Raw genomic sequence first — 22,564 nt, 5'->3', positions numbered from 1 at the left:
CTTCGGCAGCTCCTACAAGGCTGCGATCTTTTTCAATGCGGCGAAATTACTCCGGCTTCTGATAGCTATCAATCACTTCCTGCGCCGCCCGAAATGCATCGATCGCCGCCGGAACGCCGGCATACACCGCGCAATGCAGTAGCGCCTCGCGAATTTCTTCCACCGTGCAGCCGTTGTTCAGCGCGCCGCGCACGTGGCCTTTCAGCTCTTGCGGGCACTTCAACGCGGTCAGCGCGGCGAGGGTGATCAGGCTGCGGGTTTTCAGCGGCAGACCTTCGCGGTTCCACACACCGCCCCAAGCGTGTTCGTTGACGAAGTCCTGCAGCGGTTGGGTGAACTCGGTGGCGTTGGCCAAGGCGCGGTCGACGAAAGCGTCGCCCATCACTTGGCGACGGACTTCAACCCCAGGCTTTTTGTTGTCGGTCATGGCAATTCTCTCTTGTGGTGTTGGCGACGCCAGGCACGTAGCGAGGTGAACAGCAAAAACGCCCCCAGCGCCGGCAGGACGAAAAACAGCATCAGGCGTTCAAGCTTGCCGGCCAGCGGCATGCCGGTGGTGAACGACACCACGTGCAGCCCATAGGCCAGGTACAAACCCAAAAACAGCAGGCCCTCGGCGCGCGTCACGCGGTAGCCGGAATAGAACACCGGCAGGCACAGCACCGCGACACCGAGCATCACCGGCAGGTCGAAATCCAAAGCGTTCGGCGAGACTGACAGTGGCGACGGCGCGATTAATGTGGTCAGCCCGAGCACGCCCAACAGGTTGAGCAGGTTGCTGCCGATGACGTTGCCCACCGCGATGTCTCGCTGACCGCGCAATGCGGCGATCAACGAAGTGGCCAGCTCCGGCAGGGAGGTGCTGACGGCGACGACGGTCAGGCCGATGATCCGCTCCGATAACCCCAGGTCGGTCGCGACCGTCACTGCGGCGCCGAGCAGCAAGTGCCCGGCGAACACCAGTATCGCCAGCCCGGCGACAATCATCAGCAGGCTGCCGAACCAGGGTGCCTGCCGTGCCTCATGTGCGCCCGATGGCGGGCGGGCCGAGTGCCGTGACTGGCGCAGCAGCAAGCCCAGGTACAGCACCAGCGCGGCCAGCAGCATCATGCCGTCGAACCGGCTCAGTTCTTCGTTCCATGCCAGTACGAATACCAGCAGGCTGGCGCCGATCATCAGTGGGATATCCAGGCGCACCAATTGCCGCGAAACCCGCAGCGGAATAATCAGCGCCGAGAGCCCGAGGGTGACGAGGATGTTGAAGATGCTGCTGCCAATCACGCTGCCGACGGCGATATCGGCGTTTTGCGCCAGGGTAGCTTGCAGGCTGACCGCCATTTGCGGTGCGCTGCTGCCGAAGGCCACGATGGTCAGGCCGATGATCAGCGGGCGCACCTGCAGTCGCGCGGCCAGGCGCACGGCGGCACGCACCATCAGTTCGGCGCCGGCAATCAGTAAAAACAGACCGCTGAACAATTCAATCACACTGATCAGGGGTAAATCGGCCAGTCCGAAAATAGTCAGCGCTCCGTCTATCAGTCGTCGAGGGCTTGCACACGAACTTTAGCGGTGCCACTGCGCAACATGCCCAACTGTTCGGCCGCTTCACGTGACACGTCGATCAGGCGCCCACGCGAGTATGGCCCGCGGTCGTTGATGCGCACCACGCAGGATCTGTCGTTATTCAGGTTGGTAATCTTTACCCGGGTGCCGAATGGCAACTGGCGATGGGCGGCGGTGAGGCCGTGCTGGTTGAAACGCTCGCCGCTGGCGGTGCGTTTGCCATGGTGTTTGGCGCCGTAATACGAAGCTACGCCAGCCTTGTCGTAGCCGTGTGGATCGATGGTATCCGTACTGGCGCAACCGGCCAGCAGAGAGAGCAGGGCGCAGGCACTGAGCAGACGCTTCATTCAAAAAGCTCCCAAAATAGATGTGAGAGCGGGCTTATGTGGCGAGGGGGCTTGCCCCCGTTGGACTGCGCAGCAGTCCCAAAACCTGGATACTCGGTTTGTGAAATACAACCGCAATCCAGATGTTTGGGGTCGCTTCGCGACCCAACGGGGGCAAGCCCCCTCGCCACAAAAGCTCCCTCGCCACAAAAGCCTCTGGCTACAAAAGCCCGTTACCACAGCAATGGAGCCAATATTCAAAACTGGCTCCCTTCTCATCAGCCTTCGAGCTTGCTTTTAAGCAGTTCGTTGACCTGTTGCGGGTTGGCTTTGCCTTTGGAGGCTTTCATGGCCTGGCCGACGAAGAAGCCGAACATTTTGCCGCGCTTGGCTTCGTCTGCCGCGCGGTATTGTTCGACCTGCTCGGCGTTGGCCGCGAGCATTTCGTCCAGCACCGCCGAGATCGCGCCGGTGTCGGTCACTTGCTTGAGGCCGCGCTTGTCGATGATCTCATCCGCGCTGCCTTCGCCGTTGGCCATGGCTTCAAACACCACCTTGGCGATTTTGCCGGAGATGGTGTTGTCCTTGATGCGCAGCAGCATGCCACCCAGTTGCTCGGCCGAAACCGGCGACTGGTCGATGTCCAGGCCTTGTTTGTTTAACAGGCTGCCCAGCTCAACCATCACCCAGTTAGCCGCCAGTTTGGCGTCGCCGCTGATGTTCACGACTTTCTCGAAGTAATCGGCTTGCTCGCGGCTGGTGGCCAGCACGCTGGCGTCGTAGACCGACAGACCGAACTGTTCCTGGAAGCGCTCGCGTTTCTGTGGTGGCAACTCCGGCAGGGTGGCGCGCACCTCATTGAGGAACGAGTCCTCGATCACCACTGGCAGCAGGTCCGGGTCGGGGAAGTAACGGTAGTCGTTGGCTTCCTCTTTGCTGCGCATCGGACGGGTTTCGTCCTTGTTCGGGTCGTACAGGCGGGTCTGCTGGATCACCTTGCCGCCGTCTTCGATCAGCTCGATCTGACGCTGCACTTCACTGTTGATCGCTTTCTCGATAAAGCGGAACGAGTTGACGTTCTTGATCTCGCAGCGCGTACCGAATTCAACCTGACCCTTTGGACGGATCGACACGTTGCAGTCGCAACGCAGCGAGCCTTCGGCCATGTTGCCGTCGCAGATTCCCAGGTAACGCACCAGTGCATGGATTGCCTTGACGTAAGCCACGGCTTCCTTGGCGCTGCGCATGTCCGGCTCGGAAACGATCTCCAGCAACGGCGTGCCGGCGCGGTTCAGGTCGATGCCGGTGGCACCGTTGAACTCTTCGTGCAGGCTTTTACCCGCGTCTTCTTCCAGGTGCGCGCGGGTGATGCCGACACGTTTGACCGTGCCGTCTTCCAGCGCGATGTCCAGGTGGCCCTTGCCGACGATCGGCAATTCCATCTGGCTGATCTGGTAGCCCTTGGGCAAGTCCGGGTAGAAATAGTTTTTGCGGGCGAACACGTTGTGCTGGCCGATCTCTGCATCGATGGCCAGGCCGAACATCACCGCCATGCGCACCGCTTCCTGGTTCAGCACCGGCAATACGCCAGGCATGCCCAGGTCTACCAGGCTGGCCTGGGTGTTCGGCTCGGAACCGAAAGTGGTGGAGCTACCGGAAAAGATTTTCGACCGGGTGGTGAGCTGGGTATGAATCTCCAGCCCGATCACGACTTCCCATTGCATGTGTTTCTCCTCAGAAGCCGGTTGGTGTGCGGGTGTGCCAGTCAGTGTTCTGCTGATACTGATGGGCAACGTTCAACAGGCGGCCTTCCTGGAAATACGGGGCGAGCAACTGCACGCCGACCGGCAGGCCATCGACAAAACCTGCAGGCATGGACAGGCCCGGCAAACCAGCGAGGTTGGCGGTGATGGTGTAGACGTCTTCCAGGTATGCCGCGACCGGGTCGCTGTTCTTGGCGCCGAGTTTCCAGGCCGGGTTCGGCGTGGTCGGGCCGAGGATGATGTCGACCTCATTGAAGGCCGCCATGAAGTCGTTCTTGATCAGGCGACGGATTCTCTGCGCCTTCAGGTAGTAGGCGTCGTAGTAACCGGCCGACAGCGCGTAGGCACCGACCATGATTCGGCGCTGTACTTCCGGGCCGAAACCTTCGCCGCGGGAACGCTTGTACAGGTCTTCCAGGTTTTTCGGGTCTTCGCAGCGATAGCCGAAACGCACGCCGTCGAAACGCGACAGGTTGGAAGACGCTTCCGCCGGGGCGATCACGTAGTACGCAGGAATGGCGTGCTGCATGTTCGGCAGGCTGATTTCCTTGACCACGGCACCGAGCTTTTTCAGCTCTTCAACGCTGGCCATGACCAGGTCGGCGATGCGTGGGTCCAGGCCTGCGCTGAAGTATTCCTTCGGCACGCCGATGCGCAAACCTTGCAGCGAACCGTTGAGGCCGGCGCTGTAATCAGGCACCGGTTCGTCGATGCTGGTGGAGTCCTGCGGGTCGAAACCGGCCATGCCTTGCAGCAGGATCGCGCAGTCTTCGGCGGTGCGGGCCAATGGGCCGCCCTGATCGAGGCTGGACGCGTAGGCGATCATGCCCCAGCGCGAAACGCGACCGTACGTCGGTTTCAGGCCGGTGAGGTTGGTCAGCGCGGCGGGCTGACGAATCGAGCCGCCAGTGTCGGTGCCGGTGGCTGCCGGCAACAGGCGCGCGGCAACCGCAGCCGCCGAACCGCCGGACGAACCGCCCGGAACGTGTTCCAGGTTCCACGGGTTTTTCACCGGCCCGTAGTAGCTCGACTCGTTGGCCGACCCCATGGCGAATTCGTCCATGTTGGTCTTGCCCAGGGTCACGGCCCCGGCAGCAGCCAGTTTGGCGACCACGGTGGCGTCGTACGGTGCTTTAAAGTTGTCGAGCATCTTCGAGCCGCAGCTGGTGCGGATGCCCTGGGTGCAGAACAGGTCTTTATGGGCGATCGGCGCGCCGAGCAGAGCGCCGCTCTCACCGTTGGCCCGACGAGCGTCAGCGGCTTTCGCCTGCTGCAGCGCCAGGTCTTCGGTGAGGCTGATGAAACTGTTGAGCTGCGGGTCGAGCTGGGTGATGCGCGCCAGCAAGGCTTTGGTCAGCTCTTCGGAAGAAAACTTTTTATCGGCGAGTCCGCGGGCGATCTCGGCCAGAGTCAATTGATGCATTGCAGGCTCTTTCCCTTTAGTCGATGACTTTCGGAACCAGATACAGGCCGTTTTCGACCGCTGGTGCGATGGACTGATAGGCCTCGCGATTATTGGTTTCAGTCACCACGTCTGCACGCAGGCGCTGGCTGGCTTCCAGTGGGTGGGCCAGCGGCTCGATACCGTCGGTATTGACCGCTTGCATTTCGTCGACCAGCCCCAGAATGCTGTTCAGGGCCGAAGTGATGTGTGGAAGATCGGCTTCATTGAGGCCAAGGCAGGCCAAATGAGCGATTTTTTCCACGTCGGAGCGTTCAAGCGCCATGGGATTCTCCAGTGGAAAACAGAACGGACGGCGTCCGTGTGTTAGATTGTCGGAACACTACCGCATTTCTACGGTCTCAAGGCCGCGATTGTGGGGCTTGGTGCACAGAAAAGCGGCCAATTTAACATATTGGCGCCTTGCCCAAAATCCCTGTCGTTGTTAGAGTTTGCCGCACTTTTTTACCCACGCGTTGCCTAGGGTCCCTTTCCCATGTTCAAGAAACTGCGTGGCATGTTTTCCAGCGATCTTTCCATTGACCTGGGCACTGCCAACACCCTTATTTACGTGCGCGAGCGCGGTATTGTCCTGAATGAGCCATCGGTTGTGGCTATTCGGACACACGGTAACCAGAAAAGTGTCGTTGCTGTCGGCACCGAGGCCAAGCGTATGCTCGGCCGTACGCCGGGCAACATTGCTGCCATTCGTCCGATGAAGGACGGTGTGATCGCCGACTTCAGCGTCTGCGAAAAAATGCTGCAGTACTTTATCAACAAGGTTCACGAAAACAGCTTTCTGCAGCCCAGCCCTCGTGTGCTGATCTGCGTTCCTTGCAAGTCCACCCAGGTTGAGCGTCGTGCCATCCGTGAATCGGCCCTGGGTGCCGGTGCCCGTGAAGTGTTCCTGATCGAAGAGCCGATGGCTGCTGCGATCGGTGCCGGTCTGCCGGTGGAAGAAGCTCGCGGTTCGATGGTTGTCGATATCGGCGGCGGTACGACTGAAATCGCGCTGATCTCCCTCAACGGCGTGGTCTATGCCGAATCGGTACGGGTTGGCGGCGACCGTTTCGACGAAGCTATCATCACCTATGTACGTCGCAACTACGGCAGCCTGATCGGCGAATCCACCGCCGAGCGCATCAAACAGGAAATCGGTACGGCTTACCCGGGCGGCGAAGTTCGCGAAGTCGACGTTCGTGGCCGTAACCTGGCCGAAGGCGTTCCACGCGCATTCACCCTGAACTCCAATGAAGTGCTCGAAGCTCTGCAAGAGTCCCTGGCCACTATCGTTCAGGCCGTGAAAAGTGCGCTGGAGCAATCGCCTCCGGAGCTGGCATCGGATATCGCCGAGCGTGGTCTGGTGCTGACCGGTGGTGGTGCCTTGCTGCGTGACCTCGACAAGTTGCTGGCCCAGGAAACCGGTCTGCCGGTAATCGTCGCCGAAGACCCGTTGACCTGCGTTGCACGCGGCGGTGGCCGCGCATTGGAAATGATGGATAAACACACCATGGATCTGCTTTCCAGCGAATAAGCCGCCGGATCGCCTCTATGCTGTTGAGCGCGCAGGCAGCACTTTGCAGTGCTGCCTGTTGCGTTTATCTTCTGTCAGTCTGCATCCAGGCCGGTTTGATGCCGTATGAATAAAGAGAACATTTGCCTGGGAGGAGCGGCTTATTAAACCGCTTTTCACCAAAGGCCCCTCACTGGGCGTGCGCTTGTTGGTGCTGGCCGTGCTATCGGTCGCGCTGATGGTGGTCGATGCCCGCTTCACACTGCTCAAGCCAGTGCGTAGCCAAATGTCGCTGGTACTGATGCAGTCTTACTGGATCACCGACCTGCCGCAGCGGCTATGGCAAGGTGTGGCCAGCCAATTTGGCAGCCGGACCGAACTGGTCGCCGAAAACGAAAAACTCAAAACCGAGAACCTGCTGTTGCAGGGGCGCATGCAAAAGCTGGCCGCCCTGACCGAGCAGAACGTTCGGCTGCGCGAGTTGCTCAATTCTTCCGCGCTGGTCAACGAAAAAGTCGAAGTGGCCGAGTTGATCGGCATGGACCCCAACCCCTTCACCCATCGCATCATCATCAATAAAGGTGAGCGCGACGGTGTGGTCCTCGGTCAGCCGGTGCTCGATGCTCGCGGCCTCATGGGGCAGGTGGTGGAGTTGATGCCCTACACCTCTCGCGTACTGTTGCTGACGGACACCACCCACAGCATTCCAGTCCAGGTAAACCGTAACGGGCTGCGGGCGATTGCCAGCGGAACCGGTAACCCGGAACGTCTGGAGTTGCGTCATGTGGCCGATACCGCCGACATCAAAGAAGGCGATTTGCTGGTCAGCTCCGGCCTCGGTCAGCGTTTCCCCGCGGGTTATCCGGTGGCGACGGTCAAGGAAGTGATTCACGATTCCGGTCAACCGTTCGCCATCGTCCGCGCGGTGCCGACCGCTGCATTGAACCGCAGCCGTTATCTGTTGTTGGTATTCAGTGACGGACGCACGCCTGAGGAACGCGCCAACGACGCCGCCCAGGCCCAGGAAGCGCTGGACCAGCATGGCGGCGGGCCGATCATCCCCGCGACCGTGCCCAAACCGGCCGTGTCGGTGATACCGGCTGCCGTGGCTGCCCCGGCGGTTGCACCTGCTGCCGCAACTCCGGCAAAACCAGCCGCTACCCATACTGCCAGTACGCCACCCGCGTCGGCACCAGCCGCCGTCAAACCATCGGCGGCCCAACCCGCTGCCGTGAAGCCAGCTGCCAAACCGCCTGTTTCCGCGCCGGCTACCACTGGGGGAAGAGAATAATGGGCGGTACTACTTCATCCCGAAATGGCTGGATGGTTTGGCTGACCTTCGCCATCGGCATGCTGCTCAGCGTCTCGCCGCTGCCACAGTTCATGGAAATCCTGCGTCCTCTGTGGCTGGCCTTGCTGTTGGCCTTCTGGGCGCTGGCCCTGCCGCAGAAAGTCGGCATGGTGACCGCCTGGTGCCTGGGGCTGGCCGAGGATGTGCTATATGGCACGTTGCTGGGTCAGAACGCGTTGACCCTCACGCTCATTACCTTCCTGGTGCTGTCGTTGCAACAGCGTTTGCGCATGTTCCCGATGTGGCAACAGAGCCTGGTGATCCTGGTGATCTTCGGCCTCGCCCAACTAGTGCAGTTGTGGCTGAGCGCCCTGACCGGCAATCGCCAGCCGACCCTGGCACTGGTGTTACCGGCACTGGTCAGCGCGTTGCTCTGGCCCTGGATCAGCTACGGTTTGCGCGGTTTGCGTCGACGCTACAAAATCAATTAATTCGGTCAGGCATTTGCCCATAACCTCGACAGGGAGATGTCTTGATGAAACAGCTGTACCTCGCCTCAGGCTCGCCGCGTCGGCGTGAACTGCTCACGCAGATCGGCGTGCCGTTCTCCGTCATCAGCGCGGACATCGATGAAACCCCCTTACCTGAAGAATGCCCGTCGGCCTACGTCGAGCGCCTGGCACGCAGCAAGGCCGAGGCCGGGCATGGCACGGTCATGTCCGGCGCCGATTTCTGCGTGTTGGGTGCCGATACCGCTGTGGTGCTGGACGGGAAAATTCTCGGCAAGCCGGTGGACGAAGCCGACGCATGCGCCATGCTTATGCTGTTGTCCGGGCGCGAGCATGAAGTGCTGACCGCCATTGCGGTGCGCAATGGCGAGCGCTGCGAGTCTTTGGTGGTGCGCAGTCTGGTGCGTTTTCGCCCTATCGACCGTGACGAAGCCGCGGCCTACTGGGCCAGCGGCGAACCCCGGGACAAGGCTGGCGGTTACGGGATTCAAGGGCTGGGCGCGGTGTTCGTCGCCGGGCTTAATGGCAGCTACTCGGCGGTGGTCGGATTGCCGTTGTGCGAAACCTGCGAGCTGCTCGGCCATTTCGGCATACCCTGTTGGCAAACCCTTAACGCGCGCTGAGCGTCGTACTGACAAGATGCGGCCATTATCGTGAACATGCCTGAACGAGACCCTGCCATGAGTGAAGAGATCCTGATCAATATCACGCCGATGGAATCGCGCGTGGCAGTGGTCGAAAACGGTGTCCTGCAAGAGGTCCACGTCGAGCGCACGCAAAAGCGCGGGATCGTCGGCAACATCTATAAAGGCAAAGTCGTGCGGGTATTGCCAGGCATGCAGGCCGCCTTCGTCGATATCGGTCTGGATCGCGCCGCATTCATTCATGCCTCGGAGATTTCCCTTCGCGAAGGTCCGACGGTCGAAAGCATCAGTGCGCTGGTTCATGAAGGCCAGAGCCTGGTGGTGCAAGTCACCAAGGACCCGATCGGCTCCAAAGGCGCACGCCTGACCACGCAATTGTCGATTCCGTCGCGCTATCTGGTGTACATGCCGCGCACCGCGCATGTCGGCATTTCCTTGAAGATCGAGGACGAAGCCGAGCGCGAACGCCTCAAGCAAGTGGTCACCGACTGCGTGGCCAAAGAAGGCATCAAGGAGGCCGGCGGTTTCATTTTGCGTACCGCTGCCGAAGGGGCCGGAGCTGACGAAATCCTCATGGATATCCGCTACCTGCGCAGGCTCTGGGATCAGATCAGCGAACAGATCAAGACCATCAGCGCGCCGAGTGTGATCTACGAAGACCTCGGTCTGGCACTGCGCACCTTGCGGGACCTGGTGAGCCCGAAGATCGAGAAGATCCGTATCGATTCCCGGGAAACCTTCCAGAAAACCACGCAGTTCGTCGCCGAACTGATGCCGGAGATTGCCGACCGTCTTGAGCATTACCCCGGCGAACGGCCGATCTTCGACCTGTACGGGGTCGAAGACGAAATCCAGAAAGCCCTGGAGCGCAAGGTACCGCTCAAGTCCGGCGGCTATCTGGTGGTCGATCCGGCAGAAGCCATGAGCACCATCGACGTCAATACCGGGGCCTTTGTCGGTCATCGCAACCTCGAAGAAACCATTTTCAAGACCAACCTGGAAGCCGCCACCGCCATTGCCCGTCAGTTGCGTCTGCGTAATCTGGGCGGGATCATCATCATCGACTTCATCGACATGGAAGATGAAGAACATCAGCGTCAGGTGTTGCGAACCCTGGAGAAGCAACTGGAGCGCGATCACGCCAAGACCAACATCATCGGCATCACCGAGTTGGGCCTGGTGCAAATGACCCGCAAGCGCACCCGCGAAAGTCTTGAGCAAGTGCTGTGCGAACCGTGCAGTAGCTGCCAAGGGCGCGGCAAGCTCAAGACACCGGAAACCGTATGCTACGAGATCTTCCGCGAAATCCTGCGCGAAGCCAGGGCCTATCAGGCCGAGGGCTATCGGGTGCTGGCGAATCAGAAAGTGGTCGACCGTTTGCTCGACGAAGAGTCGGGCAACGTCGCCGAGCTCGAAGGCTTCATCGGGCGTACCATTCGGTTCCAGGTCGAAACCATGTACTCCCAGGAACAATACGACGTGGTGTTGCTCTGAATCGTTGTGTTTCACCTCCACTAGAACGGCTGGCCTCAGCTTTTTGCAGTATTTTTGCCATGGGAGCCAACTGACATGGACCGTCTGACCCGCATTTTGGCCGCACTGACCCGCTGGGGTCTGGGCCTGTGTGCGTTGGTTTTGGTGCTGATGGCGCTGTTCGTCAGCCTCGGCCGAGAGTTGACGCCGTTGGTGGCCGAGTACCGTGTCGACGTCGAAGACAAAGCCAGCGATGCCTTGGGCATGCCCCTGCAAATCGGCAAGCTGGAAGGCAACTGGAGCGGTTTCGCCCCGGTTCTTTTGGCCCATGACGTGATGCTTGGCGCAGGTTCCAATGCCCTGCGCCTGGATCAGGTGCGCGCGGTGCCGGACCTCTGGGCCAGCCTGCTGGCGCGCGAAGTGCGCATCGCACACCTGGAACTCAACGGCCTGAAGATCAGCCTCAAGGAAGGCGAAGACGGTCATTGGGCGCTGGAAGGTTTGCCGGTGCAGCAGGATCAGCCACTGGATCCGGAGCAACTGCTCAATCGCATGCAGAGGGTCCGGCAGCTGTCGGTGCTCGACAGCCAGATCACCTTGCAGCCGTTGGGAGAGTCGCCGCTCACCCTGACCTACGTTGGCCTGAATCTGAAAACCGGTCCATCCCGTCAGCGGCTTGATGCTCGTTTGACTCTGCCCGACGGCCAACCGGTGGCGATGAGTGTGCGCACCCGTTTACGCGCAGCCCAATGGAAGGACGGTGAAGCGGACGCTTACCTGAGCCTGCCGCAAAGCGATTGGTCGAAATGGTTGCCAGAACGCCTGACCCAGCAATGGAATTTTTCCCGGATCAAGGCCGGTGGCGAGTTCTGGATGAACTGGAGCAACGGCACCGTGCAACGCGCTGCGATTCGTTTGAACGCACCGCAACTCAAAGGCGCCTATGCCGAGCGCAAGCCGATCCAGATCGACAACCTGGCGCTGAACGGGTATTTCCAGCGCAGTTCCAATGGGGTCCTGGTGACCCTGGATTCTCTGGCCATGAACCTGGGCGACAGCCGCTGGGAATCGAAACTGCAATTTCAACAGACTGGCGCGACAGACAAGGCGCCCGAGCTCTTGCATCTGCAAGCTGACCGTCTCGATCTCACACCGCTCACCCCGCTGCTGAACGCATTGGGCCCTCTGCCCGAGGGGATCGCCACGGCGGTCGAGCGGCTCAAGGTCATTGGAGTTTTGCGCAATGTGCTGATTGACTTCCGCCCAGCCGCTACCGATGACACTAAATTCAGCTTTGCCGCCAACCTGGAAAAAGTCGGCTTTGACGCTTATCGCGGCGCACCAGCGGTGCGAAATGTCAGTGGTAGTATCAGCGGCGACCTCGGGCAGGGCGAACTGCGCATGGACAGCAAGGATTTTTCCCTGCATCTGGACCCGATTTTCGCCAAGCCATGGCAGTACATTCAGGCCAACGCGCGGTTGACCTGGAAACTCGACAAAGAAGCTTTCACCCTGATCGCACCGTACCTGAAAGTGCTGGGCGAAGAGGGCAAGATTGCCGGCGATTTCCTGATCCGCCTGCATTTCGATCACACCAAGGAAGACTACATGGACCTGCGGGTCGGCCTGGTCGACGGCGACGGTCGCTACACCGCCAAGTACCTGCCGACGGTTCTCAGCCCGGGGCTGGACGAATGGCTGCGCACCGCGATTCTCAAAGGCGCGGTGGATGAAGGCTTCTTCCAGTACCAGGGTTCGCTGAACCACGGCGCCGCCGAAACGGCTCGCAGCATCAGCCTGTTTTTCAAGGTTCACGATGCCGAGCTGGCGTTCCAGCCAGGCTGGCCGCATGTCAGCAAGGTCAGCGGCGATGTGTTCATCGAAGACAGCGGCGTGCGGATCGTCGCGAGCGAGGGCCAATTGCTCGACACTCAGGTCCGCGACGTCTACGTCAATATTCCTCGTGTGCCTGCCGGGCAGAGCACTCATCTGTTCCTTGATGGCGCCTTCGCTGGCGGGTTGGGCGATGGCCTGAAGATTTTGCAGCAAGCGCCCATTGGCACTGCCGAGACGTTCGCTGGCTGGGAAGGCGAGGGCGATCTGCAAGGCAAGCTCAAACTCGATATCCCGCTGGTCAAAGGCGAGCAGCCGAAAATCCTCGTCGACTTCAAGACCGCCAAGGCCCGTTTAAAGCTCAGTGAGCCCACCCTGGAACTGACGCAACTCAAGGGCGATTTCCGTTTCGACAGCACCAAGGGGCTGAGCGGGCAAAAAATCACGGCACGGGCCTTCGACAAGCCGGTGAGCGCACAGATATTTGCTGAAGGCAGCCCGGGCAAGCTCAATACCCGGGTTACGGCGACGAGTGAGGTCGAGGTCAAAAAACTGGCTGAATGGCTGAATGTCACTCAGCCATTGCCGGTGGCGGGGACGATCCCTTATCAACTGCAATTGAACCTTGCTGGCGCCGACAGCCAATTGATGGTCAGCTCCAGTCTCAAAGGCGCGGCGGTTGATTTGCCAGCACCGTTCGGCATGGCGGCCGATGTCGGGCGCGATACCGTGTTCCGCATGACCCTGCAAGGGCCGGAGCGGCGTTACTGGGCCACCTATGGTGAACTGGCCAGTTTTACGTTTGCGGCACCAGCCGGCAATTTCACCGACGGTCGCGGCGAGTTGTTTCTCGGTGGCGGCAGTGCCGTGTTGCCCGGCGCCAAAGGCTTGCGCGTGCGTGGGGTACTGTCCGAGCTGGATGTCGCCCCCTGGCAGGATCTGGTGAGCAAATATGCTGGCCAGGATCCGGGCGGCAGTGCCAAACAGTTGCTCAGTGGCGCGGATCTGAAGGTTGGGAAACTCACGGGTTTCGGCACCACCCTTGATCAGGCGTCGGTGAAGTTGATGCGTAAACCGGCCGCGTGGGCTTTGCAACTCGACAGTCAGCAGGCCAAGGGCAGCGTCGCAATTGCCGATGCGAAAGCCGCGCCGATTGCGGTCAATCTGCAATATGTGCGCTTGCCGGCACGAGACCCTGCAGCGCTGGCTGACGAGAATTCGCCGGATCCGTTGGCCTCGGTGGACCCGACGAAGGTCCCTGCACTGGATGTCACCATTAATCAGCTGTTCCAGGGGCCGGACCTGGTGGGCGCGTGGCACCTGAAAGTTCGGCCGACCGCCAAGGGCATCGCTTTCAATTCCCTTGATCTGGGCCTCAAGGGCATCCTCTTGCGCGGCAGTGGTGGCTGGGAAGGCATGCCGGGTAATTCCAGCAGTTGGTACAAGGGCCGAGTCAGTGGCAAGAACCTTGCCGACGTGCTCAAGGGGTGGGGGTTTGCACCGAGCGTCACCAGCGAAGAGTTTCACATGAACGTCGACGGTCGCTGGCCTGGTTCGCCGGCGTGGCTGGCGTCCAAACGCTTCTCCGGCAGCCTTGATGCATCGCTGAATAAAGGTCAGTTCGTAGAAGTCGAAGGCGGTGCTCAGGCGCTGCGGGTATTTGGCCTGCTCAATTTCAACTCCATCGGCCGCCGCCTGCGCCTGGACTTTTCCGACCTGTTCGGCAAAGGCTTGAGCTATGACCGGGTCAAAGGTTTGCTGGTCGCCAGTAACGGCGTCTACGTGACCCGTGAACCTATTCTGCTGACCGGGCCGTCGAGCAATGTGGAGCTCAACGGCACACTGGACCTGGTGGGTGATCAGATCGACGCCAAGTTGTTGGTGACTCTGCCGGTGACCAACAATCTGCCGATTGCCGCGTTGATCGTCGGTGCACCGGCCGTCGGCGGGGCGCTGTTCCTGATCGACAAGCTGATCGGTGACCGCGTGGCGCGCTATGCCAGCGTCAAATACACCGTCAAAGGCCCATGGAAAGATCCGAAAATCACCTTCGACAAGCCTTTTTGAATTCTTTTGAAAAAGCACTCTTCGGGCCTATGGAGTAGCATGTTTTCATGCGACGCCGCTTACCCCCGTAGGAGCTGCCGCAGGCTGCGATCTTTTGACTTCAAAGTTCAAGGTCAAAAGATCGCCGCCTCGTTTCACTCCGCAGCGCCTACCGGTATGCGTAGATTTCACATAGGGAATAGGCCATGTCTGTAGCGGTGATTCAAATGGTCAGCCAGAGCGACGTGCTGGCCAATCTGGCCCAGGCCCGTCGTCTGCTCGAGCAGGCGGCGAGCGGTGGCGCGCGGCTTGCCGTGCTGCCGGAAAACTTCGCCGCCATGGGCCGGCGCGACATTGCCGACATCGGCCGCGCCGAAGCCTTGGGCGAAGGCCCGATCCTGCCGTGGTTGAAACAGACCGCCCGCGACCTCAAGTTATGGATAGTAGCCGGCACATTGCCGTTGCCGCCGGTGGATCAACCGACGGCCAAAGTGCATGCGTGCTCGTTGCTGGTGGATGACCTCGGCGAAACCGTTGCACGGTATGACAAGCTGCACCTGTTTGACGTAGACGTGGCGGATAATCGCGGGCGTTATCGCGAATCCGATGACTATGCTTATGGCAGTGGTGTGGTTATTGCCGACACTCCGGTCGGTCGAGTCGGCCTGACGGTGTGTTATGACCTGCGTTTCCCGGAGCTGTACAGCGAATTGCGTGCGGCCGGCGCGGAGTTGATTACCGCGCCGTCGGCCTTTACCGCGGTGACCGGCGCGGCCCATTGGGAGGTGCTGATTCGCGCGCGGGCCATCGAAACCCAGTGTTACATGCTCGCGGCCGCCCAGGGTGGGACGCATCCGGGGCCACGAGAAACCTTTGGTCACGCCGCCATCGTCGACCCATGGGGGCGTGTGCTGGCGCAACAGGATCAAGGCGAGGCCGTGCTGCTGGCCCAACGCGACAGCAGCGAACAGGCGTCCATCAGGGCGCGGATGCCGGTGTCCACTCACCGGCGCTTTTTCTCGCAGGGCGCCCAGCGACCTGCATCAGAACGACGAATTTAAGGCGTAAAAGCATATGAGCGAGTTGTTGTCCTCCGTCAGTGAACACCTCCTGGCGCCCGGCGGCGTAACGATCGAGAGCCTGCAAGGTGTGCTCGGCGATCTGGCCGGCCCGGGCATCGATGCCGCCGACCTGTATTTCCAGGGGCAGATTTCCGAATCCTGGGCGCTGGAAGACGGCATCGTCAAGGAAGGCAGCTTCAATCTTGACCAGGGTGTCGGCGTGCGTGCGCAATCGGGTGAGAAGACCGGTTTCGCCTACAGCAATGCGATCACCCTTGAAGCGCTGGGCGCGGCGGCCCGTGCAGCCCGTTCGATCTCCCGGGCCGGGCAGAACGGTACCGTGCAGGCGTTCACTACCCAGGATGTCACCCAATTGTACGGGCCGGATAATCCGCTGGAAGTGATGACCCGTGCCGAGAAAGTCGAGCTGCTCAAGCGTATTGACGTGGCGACCCGTGCCCTCGACCCGCGTATCCAGCAAGTCACCGTGAGCATGGCCGGGGTCTGGGAGCGGATTTTGATTGCTTCCACCGATGGCGGCCTGGCGGCGGATGTACGACCGCTGGTGCGTTTCAACGTCAGCGTGATCGTCGAGCAGAATGGCCGTCGTGAGCGCGGTGGTCATGGCGGTGGCGGTCGTACCGATTACCGCTATTTCCTCAGCGACGACCGTGCCATGGGCTATGCCCGCGAAGCATTGCGTCAGGCGCTGGTAAATCTGGAAGCGATCCCGGCCCCGGCGGGTACATTGCCGGTGGTCCTGGGGTCGGGTTGGTCCGGCGTGTTACTGCACGAAGCCGTCGGCCATGGCCTGGAAGGCGATTTCAACCGCAAGGGCAGTTCGGCCTACAGCGGGCGCATGGGCGAGATGGTTGCATCGAAGCTATGCACCATCGTCGATGACGGGACCCTCGCCGGGCGCCGCGGTTCGCTGAGCGTCGACGACGAAGGCACGCCGACCGAGTGCACCACGCTGATCGAAAACGGCGTGCTCAAAGGTTATATGCAGGACAAGCTCAATGCGCGCCTGATGGGCGTGGCCCGCACCGGTAACGGGCGTCGGGAATCCTATGCGCATCTGCCGATGCCGCGCATGACCAACACTTACATGCTCGGTGGCGAAAGCGACCCGGCGGAAATCATCGCCTCGGTGAAAAAAGGCATCTATTGCGCCAACCTCGGCGGTGGCCAGGTGGATATCACCAGCGGCAAGTTCGTGTTCTCCACCAGTGAGGCGTACCTGATCGAAGACGGCAAGATTACTGCCCCGGTCAAAGGCGCGACGTTGATCGGCAATGGCCCGGAAGCCATGAGCAAGGTGTCGATGGTCGGTAACGATCTGGCGCTAGACAGCGGTGTGGGAACCTGTGGCAAGGATGGGCAGTCGGTGCCGGTGGGTGTCGGCCAGCCAACGCTGAAGATTGATGCGATTACTGTGGGTGGCACAGGGGCGTGAAAATATCTCCTGTAGGAGCCGCCGCAGGCTGCTCCTACAGGGGATGCGGGACGTTAGCGCAGACCGCGTTGAGTCTCGTCCAGCTGACGGATGTACTTGAAGATTTTACGGCTCGAAGCCGGTGGCTTGTTGGTCGCCAGTTCGTGCTGGGCCTGACGGATCAGGGAGCGCAATTGCTGACGATCAGCTTCCGGGTAGTCGAGCATGAACTTCTCCAGAACTGCATCGTCGCCCGCGATCAAGCGATCGCGCCAGCGTTCCAGGCCATGGAAACGTTCGTTGTACTGCCGAGTGGAGGCATCCAGTTGATCGAGCAGAGTCAGAATGGCTTCAGTGTCCTGATCGCGCATCAGTTTGCCGATGAACATAAGGTGCCGTTTACGCGCGATATTCGCGGTGTGCTTGGGCGCATCGGCCAGGGCCCGGCGCATAGCGTCGGTCAATGGCAGTTTTGCCAGCAAGTCAGGCTTGAGCGTTGTAAGACGCTCGCCAAGGTCAACCAGCGCATGCAGCTCGCGTTTAACCTGGGATTTGCTTTTTTCTCCCGTATCGAGGGAGTCGTCGTAAGAATCAACCATGGTGGCCGTCCGCAAAGAAACGCCGCCATGATAACCAGTCGGGGGCCGCTTGTCCGGCCCGGTCGCTCGAAGGCCCCAGCCGAAAGCAGAATTTGAGTGGAGAACAGCATGAGTGCAGTTGAAAGCGTCGGCCCACAAGCGTTGCCGGCACTGCAAGAACAAGTCGAGCAGATCATCGCTGAAGCCAAGCGCCAGGGCGCCAGTGCCTGTGAAGTGGCCGTGTCGCTGGAGCAGGGCCTGTCGACCACGGTGCGTCAACGGGAAGTCGAAACCGTTGAGTTCAATCGCGATCAGGGCTTTGGCATCACCTTGTACGTAGGCCAGCGCAAAGGGTCGGCCAGCACTTCGGCCAGTGGTTCGGATGCGATTCGCGAAACCGTCGCCGCCGCCCTGGCCATTGCCAAGCACACCTCTGAAGACGAAGCCTCGGGCCTGGCGGATGCCGCACTGATGGCCAAGGATCTGCAGGATTTCGACCTGTTCCATCAATGGGACATTACCCCGGAGCAAGCCATCGAGCAGGCCCTGGCCTGTGAAGCGGCGGCGTTTGCCGCCGACAACCGGATCAAGAATGCCGACGGCACCACCCTCAGCACTCACCAAGGCTGCCGGGTTTACGGTAACAGCCACGGTTTTATCGGTGGTTACGCGTCGACTCGTCACAGTCTCAGTTGCGTGATGATCGCCGAAGCCGATGGGCAAATGCAGCGCGATTACTGGTATGACGTAAACCGTCAGGGCAATTTGCTGGCCTCTCCAGAGAGCATCGGCCAGCGTGCCGCGCAACGGGCGGCGAGCCGTCTGGGGGCGCGTCCGGTACCGACCTGCGAAGTGCCGGTGCTGTTTTCCGCGGAACTGGCCGGTGGTTTGTTCGGCAGTTTCCTGTCGGCGATCTCCGGCGGCAGTCTGTACCGCAAATCCTCGTTCCTGGAAGGCACGCTGGGGCAGAAGCTGTTCCCGGAATGGCTGACCATCGATGAACGTCCGCATTTGATGCGCGCCCTGGGCAGTTCGGCGTTCGATGGCGATGGCCTGGCCACCTACGCCAAACCCTTCGTGGAGAAGGGCGAGTTGGTGTCCTACGTACTCGGCACTTACTCCGGCCGCAAGCTAGGCATGCCGAGCACCGCCAACGCCGGCGGCGTGCACAACCTGTTCGTCACCCATGGCGACGAAGATCAGGCCGCCTTGCTACGGCGCATGGGCCGTGGCTTGCTGGTCACCGAATTGATGGGGCAGGGCCTGAATATGGTCACTGGCGATTACTCCCGTGGCGCGGCGGGTTTCTGGGTCGAGAACGGCGAAATACAGTTCGCGGTGCAGGAGGTGACCATCGCCGGCAACATGCGTGACATGTTCAAGCAAATTATTGCAGTCGGTAATGACCTGGAATTGCGCAGCAACATTCGCACCGGGTCGGTATTGATCGAGCGGATGACGGTGGCGGGTAGCTAACCTCCGACTGCTGCACAAAAAGGCGCGCCATCTATCGGATGGCGCGCCTTTTTTATGGGGCGCAACACAGATCCTGTGGGAGCGGGCTTGCCGCGATAGCGTCATTTCAGTCGATATCGATGTTAAATCTTCAAACGTCATCGCGGGCAAGCCCGCTCCCACAAGGATTTCCGTGTTTCGTTGTGCTTGTTTTGGTTCTCATTATCATCTAATAATAAATCTCATTACCGAGTGAGCCGGATTATGAGTTCTGCCTTGCACGAGCAGCCTTACCTCGAAAGCTGGCGCTGGATGAGTCGCCAGATCCGTTGCGCCATGGTCCCTGATGAGCCGCGCCTGATCGAACATTACCTGGCCGAAGGGCGGTATCTGGCGTGTTGCACGGCCACTTCTCCCTGGACCATCGCCGAAACCTCCTTCCGTTTATTGCTCGACACTGCCGCCGATGTCGCGCTGCCCTGGCACTGGCGCAGCCTGTGTCTGGATCAAGCCTGGCGGCCATTGCGCGATCTTGAACGGCAATCACTCTGCGGCTGCCGCCTCAAGCGCTGGCAAAGCTACGCCTGGCAACTGGCCACCTGCGAGTTGCAACCCTCCATCCCTCTCATAGAACTGGTGCAAGGATCTGCTGATGAATAACACACGTATTGAACGCGACAGCATGGGCGAACTTCAGGTCCCGGTTGATGCGCTCTATGGCGCGCAAACCCAGCGCGCAGTGGATAACTTCCCGATCAGCGGCCAACCGATGCCCATGCAATTCATCCGGGCGCTGATTCTGGTCAAGGCTGCGGCCGCCCGCGCCAACGTCGAGCTCAAGCAGATCAGCGAATCCCGGGGCAAGGCGATCGTCGACGCCGCCCAAGGCCTGCTCGAAGGTGATTTCATGCAGCATTTCCCGGTGGACATCTTCCAGACCGGTTCCGGCACCAGCCCAACATGAACGCCAACGAAGTGATTGCCACCCTGGCCAGCCGCTTGTTGGGTGAGCCGGTGGATCCCAACGATCACGTCAACTGCGGCCAAAGCAGCAACGACATCATCCCGACCACCATCCACATCAGCGCTGCATTGAGTTTGCATGAGCAATTGCTGCCGGCGCTGGTGCATCTGGTGCAGGTCATCGAGCACAAAGCCGAGCAGGTTCATCCATTCGTCAAAACCGGGCGTACCCATTTGATGGACGCCATGCCGGTGCGCATGAGTCAGGTGCTCAATGGCTGGGCGCAACAGCTCAAGGCCAATATCGGTCACCTGCAGGATCTGCTGCCGAGTCTGCAATCGCTGGCCCAGGGCGGTACGGCGGTGGGCACCGGGATCAATGCGCATCCGCAATTTGCGGCGCATTTCAGCCAGCAACTCAGCCAACTGACCCAGGTTCAGTTCACGCCGGGCAAGGACCTGTTTGCGCTGATCGGCTCGCAGGATACGGCGGTCAGCGTTTCAGGGCAGCTCAAGGCCACAGCGGTTTCCTTGATGAAAATCGCCAACGACCTGCGCTGGATGAATTCCGGCCCGTTGGCCGGGCTTGGTGAAATCGAACTCCAAGCCTTGCAGCCCGGTTCGTCGATCATGCCTGGCAAGGTCAACCCGGTGATCCCGGAAGCCAGCGCAATGGTCGCCGCTCAAGTGATCGGCAACGACACGGTGATCACCATCGCCGGTCAGTCGGGCAATTTCGAGCTGAACGTCATGCTGCCGATCATCGCCCAGAACCTGCTGAGCAGTATCCAATTGCTGACCAACGCCAGCCGTCTGCTGGGCGACAAGGCTATCGCCAGCTTCAAGGTCAACGAGGCCCGGCTGAAAGAAGCGCTGTCGCGCAATCCGATTCTGGTCACGGCACTCAACCCGATCATTGGTTACCAAAAAGCCGCCGAGATTGCCAAGCAGGCTTATCGGCAGGGGCGACCGGTGATTGATGTCGCTCTGGAGCACACCGACCTTACACGCAGCCAACTGGAAGAACTGCTCAACCCAGAGAAGCTCACCGCAGGCGGCGTGTAATCACCGCGCACCGCTGGCCAAGGCGATCGATGAGCAACTGGGTGGTTTCGACCGCTTCAAGGAGGCCTTCACGAAAGCTGCGCTGACCCAAGCATGACGCCGCAAAAGACCTTGATCGTTGAAAGCAGCGGCAACCAGGATAGCCCATTGATGAACGGCAATACGCCGATCCTTGGCCTGGACGTCTGGGAGCATGCTTATTACCTGTGCTCTCAGAATCGTCGTCCGGATTACCTCAATGCGTTCTACAACGTGATCAATTGGCCTGAAGTCGCTGCGCGTTATCAGGCTGCACTGGTTTAAGTCTTCTATAAAACCAATCCAGGGCTGACTATGAGTACTGAAACACTGGCGGTCGGAAGTGGACGAATGTTTCGTTATGCACTGGGATCGTTGTTGCTGCTGGCGGGCATGACATTATTGGCGGCCCAAGGGCTGAGCTGGCTGGATCTCGAACCGAGACTGCAACGCGCCCTGCAAGGCGGGGCGATTTGTGCCCTGGGTACGGCTTTGGGCGCGGTGCCGGTGCTGGTGATTCGGCAGATGCCTCAGGCGGCCAGTGACCTATTGCTCGGTTTCGGAGCCGGTGTGATGCTCGCCGCGACAGCGTTTTCGCTGATCGTGCCGGGCATTACCGCGGCTGAAAATCTCGGGCTGACGCCTTGGGCGGCCAGTGGCCTGATCAGCTTCGGCATTCTGCTGGGTGCATTCGGGTTGTTTCTGGTGGATCGCAGAGTATCTGGCGCTACGCCCGAAATGCTCGCGGGGACACTGAAGCGATCGGTGATTCCACCGCGGATCTGGTTGTTTGTGTTTGCCATCATCGCCCACAACATCCCCGAAGGCATGGCGGTTGGCGTTTCGGCCGGGGGAGGCATGCCTGATGCCGACAGCCTGGCCATGGGCATCGCCTTGCAGGATGTGCCGGAAGGGCTGGTCATTGCGTTGGTGTTGGCTGGAGCAGGGATGTCGCGGGTCAAGGCGTTCCTGATCGGTGCGGCATCAGGGTTGGTCGAACCGGTTTTTGCCCTGTTATGCGCCTGGTTGGTGAGCCTGGCCGAACTGCTGTTGCCTTTGGGCTTGGCACTGGCGGCCGGTGCGATGTTGCTGGTGGTGACTCAGGAAGTCATCCCCGAATCGCGCCGCCATGGTCACGACAAACTGGCCAGCCTTGGGCTGCTGATCGGGTTTTGTCTGATGATGGTGATGGATACCGCGCTGGCTTGAAAAACAGGATCAAAAGATCGCAGCCTCGTTTCACTCGACAGCTCCTACTGTATGCAGATCCTTGTAGGAGCTGTCGAGTGAAACGAGGCTGCGATCTTTTGACTTTTACTCGCCTTCGTCGAAGTAATTGTTGATCAGCTTCACCAGTGCATCCAGCGCTTCCTGCTCCTTTTCGCCTTCGGTAATCAGGTGGATTTTGGTGCCCTTACCAGCGGCCAGCATCATCATTGCCATAATGCTTTTGCCGTCGATCATTGATTCCGGCGTACGGCCAACCCTGATCTGGCAAGGAAACTGACCCGCCACACCCACGAATTTTGCAGACGCGCGGGCATGCAAACCCAGCTTGTTGATGATTTCGATTTCCAGAGCAGGCAT

The 22,564-nt window shown here is 60.2% G+C and carries 19 protein-coding genes and 2 pseudogenes; 13 read left to right on the top strand and 8 right to left on the bottom strand.

What is annotated here, in order from left to right; all coding sequences use genetic code 11:
* Nucleotides 1–46: 46 nt before the first annotated feature.
* From BZL43_RS25640 to gatC, 6 genes are all read right to left on the bottom strand, one after another.
* Nucleotides 47–427, bottom strand: a complete 381-nt coding sequence (locus tag BZL43_RS25640) for a carboxymuconolactone decarboxylase family protein (protein ID WP_095634858.1) — start codon at nucleotides 425–427, stop codon at nucleotides 47–49.
* Complete coding sequence (locus tag BZL43_RS25635) at nucleotides 424–1,485, bottom strand: calcium/sodium antiporter (protein ID WP_095634857.1); 1,062 nt, start codon at nucleotides 1,483–1,485, stop codon at nucleotides 424–426. Before BZL43_RS25635 ends, BZL43_RS25640 begins: the two co-directional genes overlap by 4 nt.
* A 50-nt stretch (nucleotides 1,486–1,535) precedes the next feature.
* On the bottom strand, nucleotides 1,536–1,910 hold the full coding sequence (locus tag BZL43_RS25630; RefSeq protein ID WP_095634856.1) for a septal ring lytic transglycosylase RlpA family protein: 375 nt from the start codon (nucleotides 1,908–1,910) through the stop codon (nucleotides 1,536–1,538).
* A 257-nt stretch (nucleotides 1,911–2,167) separates the two neighbouring features.
* Entirely contained in the window at nucleotides 2,168–3,613 is a 1,446-nt protein-coding gene (gatB, locus tag BZL43_RS25625; protein WP_095634855.1) for an Asp-tRNA(Asn)/Glu-tRNA(Gln) amidotransferase subunit GatB, read from the bottom strand.
* A 10-nt stretch (nucleotides 3,614–3,623) separates the two neighbouring features.
* Nucleotides 3,624–5,075, bottom strand: a complete 1,452-nt coding sequence (gene gatA / locus BZL43_RS25620) for an Asp-tRNA(Asn)/Glu-tRNA(Gln) amidotransferase subunit GatA (RefSeq protein ID WP_095634854.1) — start codon at nucleotides 5,073–5,075, stop codon at nucleotides 3,624–3,626.
* Between the two features lie 16 nt (nucleotides 5,076–5,091).
* On the bottom strand, nucleotides 5,092–5,379 hold the full coding sequence (gatC, locus tag BZL43_RS25615; protein ID WP_077045271.1) for an Asp-tRNA(Asn)/Glu-tRNA(Gln) amidotransferase subunit GatC: 288 nt from the start codon (nucleotides 5,377–5,379) through the stop codon (nucleotides 5,092–5,094).
* Between the two features lie 210 nt (nucleotides 5,380–5,589).
* Here gatC and mreB point away from each other — a divergent pair, with 210 nt between their 5' ends.
* The 8 genes from mreB (at nucleotide 5,590) to tldD (ending at nucleotide 16,919) form a co-directional block, all read left to right on the top strand.
* Entirely contained in the window at nucleotides 5,590–6,627 is a 1,038-nt protein-coding gene (gene mreB, locus BZL43_RS25610) for a rod shape-determining protein MreB (RefSeq protein WP_002555108.1), read from the top strand.
* A 142-nt stretch (nucleotides 6,628–6,769) separates the two neighbouring features.
* Nucleotides 6,770–7,897, top strand: a complete 1,128-nt coding sequence (gene mreC / locus BZL43_RS25605; protein WP_095634853.1) for a rod shape-determining protein MreC — start codon at nucleotides 6,770–6,772, stop codon at nucleotides 7,895–7,897.
* Entirely contained in the window at nucleotides 7,897–8,388 is a 492-nt protein-coding gene (gene mreD / locus BZL43_RS25600) for a rod shape-determining protein MreD (RefSeq protein ID WP_095634852.1), read from the top strand. Before mreC ends, mreD begins: the two co-directional genes overlap by 1 nt.
* 44 nt (nucleotides 8,389–8,432) lie before the next feature.
* Nucleotides 8,433–9,029: a nucleoside triphosphate pyrophosphatase gene (locus tag BZL43_RS25595; protein ID WP_095634851.1), complete on the top strand. Its 597-nt coding sequence runs from the start codon at nucleotides 8,433–8,435 to the stop codon at nucleotides 9,027–9,029.
* 57 nt (nucleotides 9,030–9,086) lie between these two features.
* The gene (gene rng, locus BZL43_RS25590) at nucleotides 9,087–10,544 is read left to right on the top strand and encodes a ribonuclease G (protein ID WP_095634850.1); all 1,458 of its coding nucleotides are present in this window, start codon (nucleotides 9,087–9,089) and stop codon (nucleotides 10,542–10,544) included.
* Between the two features lie 75 nt (nucleotides 10,545–10,619).
* Complete coding sequence (locus BZL43_RS25585; RefSeq protein ID WP_095634849.1) at nucleotides 10,620–14,423, top strand: YhdP family protein; 3,804 nt, start codon at nucleotides 10,620–10,622, stop codon at nucleotides 14,421–14,423.
* Between the two features lie 185 nt (nucleotides 14,424–14,608).
* Nucleotides 14,609–15,463, top strand: coding sequence for a carbon-nitrogen hydrolase family protein (locus BZL43_RS25580; protein ID WP_095634848.1), 855 nt, complete (start codon nucleotides 14,609–14,611; stop codon nucleotides 15,461–15,463).
* A 13-nt stretch (nucleotides 15,464–15,476) separates the two neighbouring features.
* Nucleotides 15,477–16,919 (top strand): metalloprotease TldD, encoded by a 1,443-nt coding sequence (gene tldD, locus BZL43_RS25575; RefSeq protein WP_095634847.1) that lies wholly within the window; start codon nucleotides 15,477–15,479, stop codon nucleotides 16,917–16,919.
* 53 nt (nucleotides 16,920–16,972) lie between these two features.
* Here the strand turns inward: tldD and yjgA are convergent, their stop codons facing one another.
* A complete protein-coding gene (gene yjgA, locus BZL43_RS25570) occupies nucleotides 16,973–17,497 on the bottom strand; it encodes a ribosome biogenesis factor YjgA (RefSeq protein WP_095634846.1) in 525 nt (174 codons plus the stop codon).
* Nucleotides 17,498–17,605: 108 nt separating this feature from the next.
* Between yjgA and pmbA the strand changes: the two genes are divergently transcribed.
* The 5 genes and pseudogenes from pmbA (at nucleotide 17,606) to BZL43_RS25545 (ending at nucleotide 22,186) form a co-directional block, all read left to right on the top strand.
* The gene (gene pmbA / locus BZL43_RS25565; protein WP_095634845.1) at nucleotides 17,606–18,952 is read left to right on the top strand and encodes a metalloprotease PmbA; all 1,347 of its coding nucleotides are present in this window, start codon (nucleotides 17,606–17,608) and stop codon (nucleotides 18,950–18,952) included.
* Between the two features lie 243 nt (nucleotides 18,953–19,195).
* A complete protein-coding gene (locus BZL43_RS25560; RefSeq protein WP_095634844.1) occupies nucleotides 19,196–19,591 on the top strand; it encodes a FagA protein in 396 nt (131 codons plus the stop codon).
* Nucleotides 19,584–20,959, top strand: a pseudogene (locus tag BZL43_RS25555) (class II fumarate hydratase). Before BZL43_RS25560 ends, BZL43_RS25555 begins: the two are co-directional and overlap by 8 nt.
* A gap of 13 nt (nucleotides 20,960–20,972) precedes the next feature.
* Nucleotides 20,973–21,262 (top strand): annotated as a pseudogene (locus BZL43_RS25550) (superoxide dismutase); the annotation flags it as partial.
* Nucleotides 21,263–21,292: 30 nt separating this feature from the next.
* Nucleotides 21,293–22,186 carry a ZIP family metal transporter gene (locus BZL43_RS25545; protein WP_095634843.1) on the top strand — a complete coding sequence of 298 codons (894 nt, stop codon included), beginning with the start codon at nucleotides 21,293–21,295 and terminating at the stop codon, nucleotides 22,184–22,186.
* Nucleotides 22,187–22,291: 105 nt separating this feature from the next.
* Here the strand turns inward: BZL43_RS25545 and BZL43_RS25540 are convergent, their stop codons facing one another.
* Nucleotides 22,292–22,564 carry an HPr family phosphocarrier protein gene (locus BZL43_RS25540; RefSeq protein ID WP_095634842.1) on the bottom strand — a complete coding sequence of 91 codons (273 nt, stop codon included), beginning with the start codon at nucleotides 22,562–22,564 and terminating at the stop codon, nucleotides 22,292–22,294.

This window comes from Pseudomonas sp. PICF141, assembly GCF_002286815.1.
Lineage (GTDB): Bacteria > Pseudomonadota > Gammaproteobacteria > Pseudomonadales > Pseudomonadaceae > Aquipseudomonas.
Note: the sequence above shows the minus strand (reverse complement) of the source record. Positions and strands in the feature narration are given on the sequence as shown.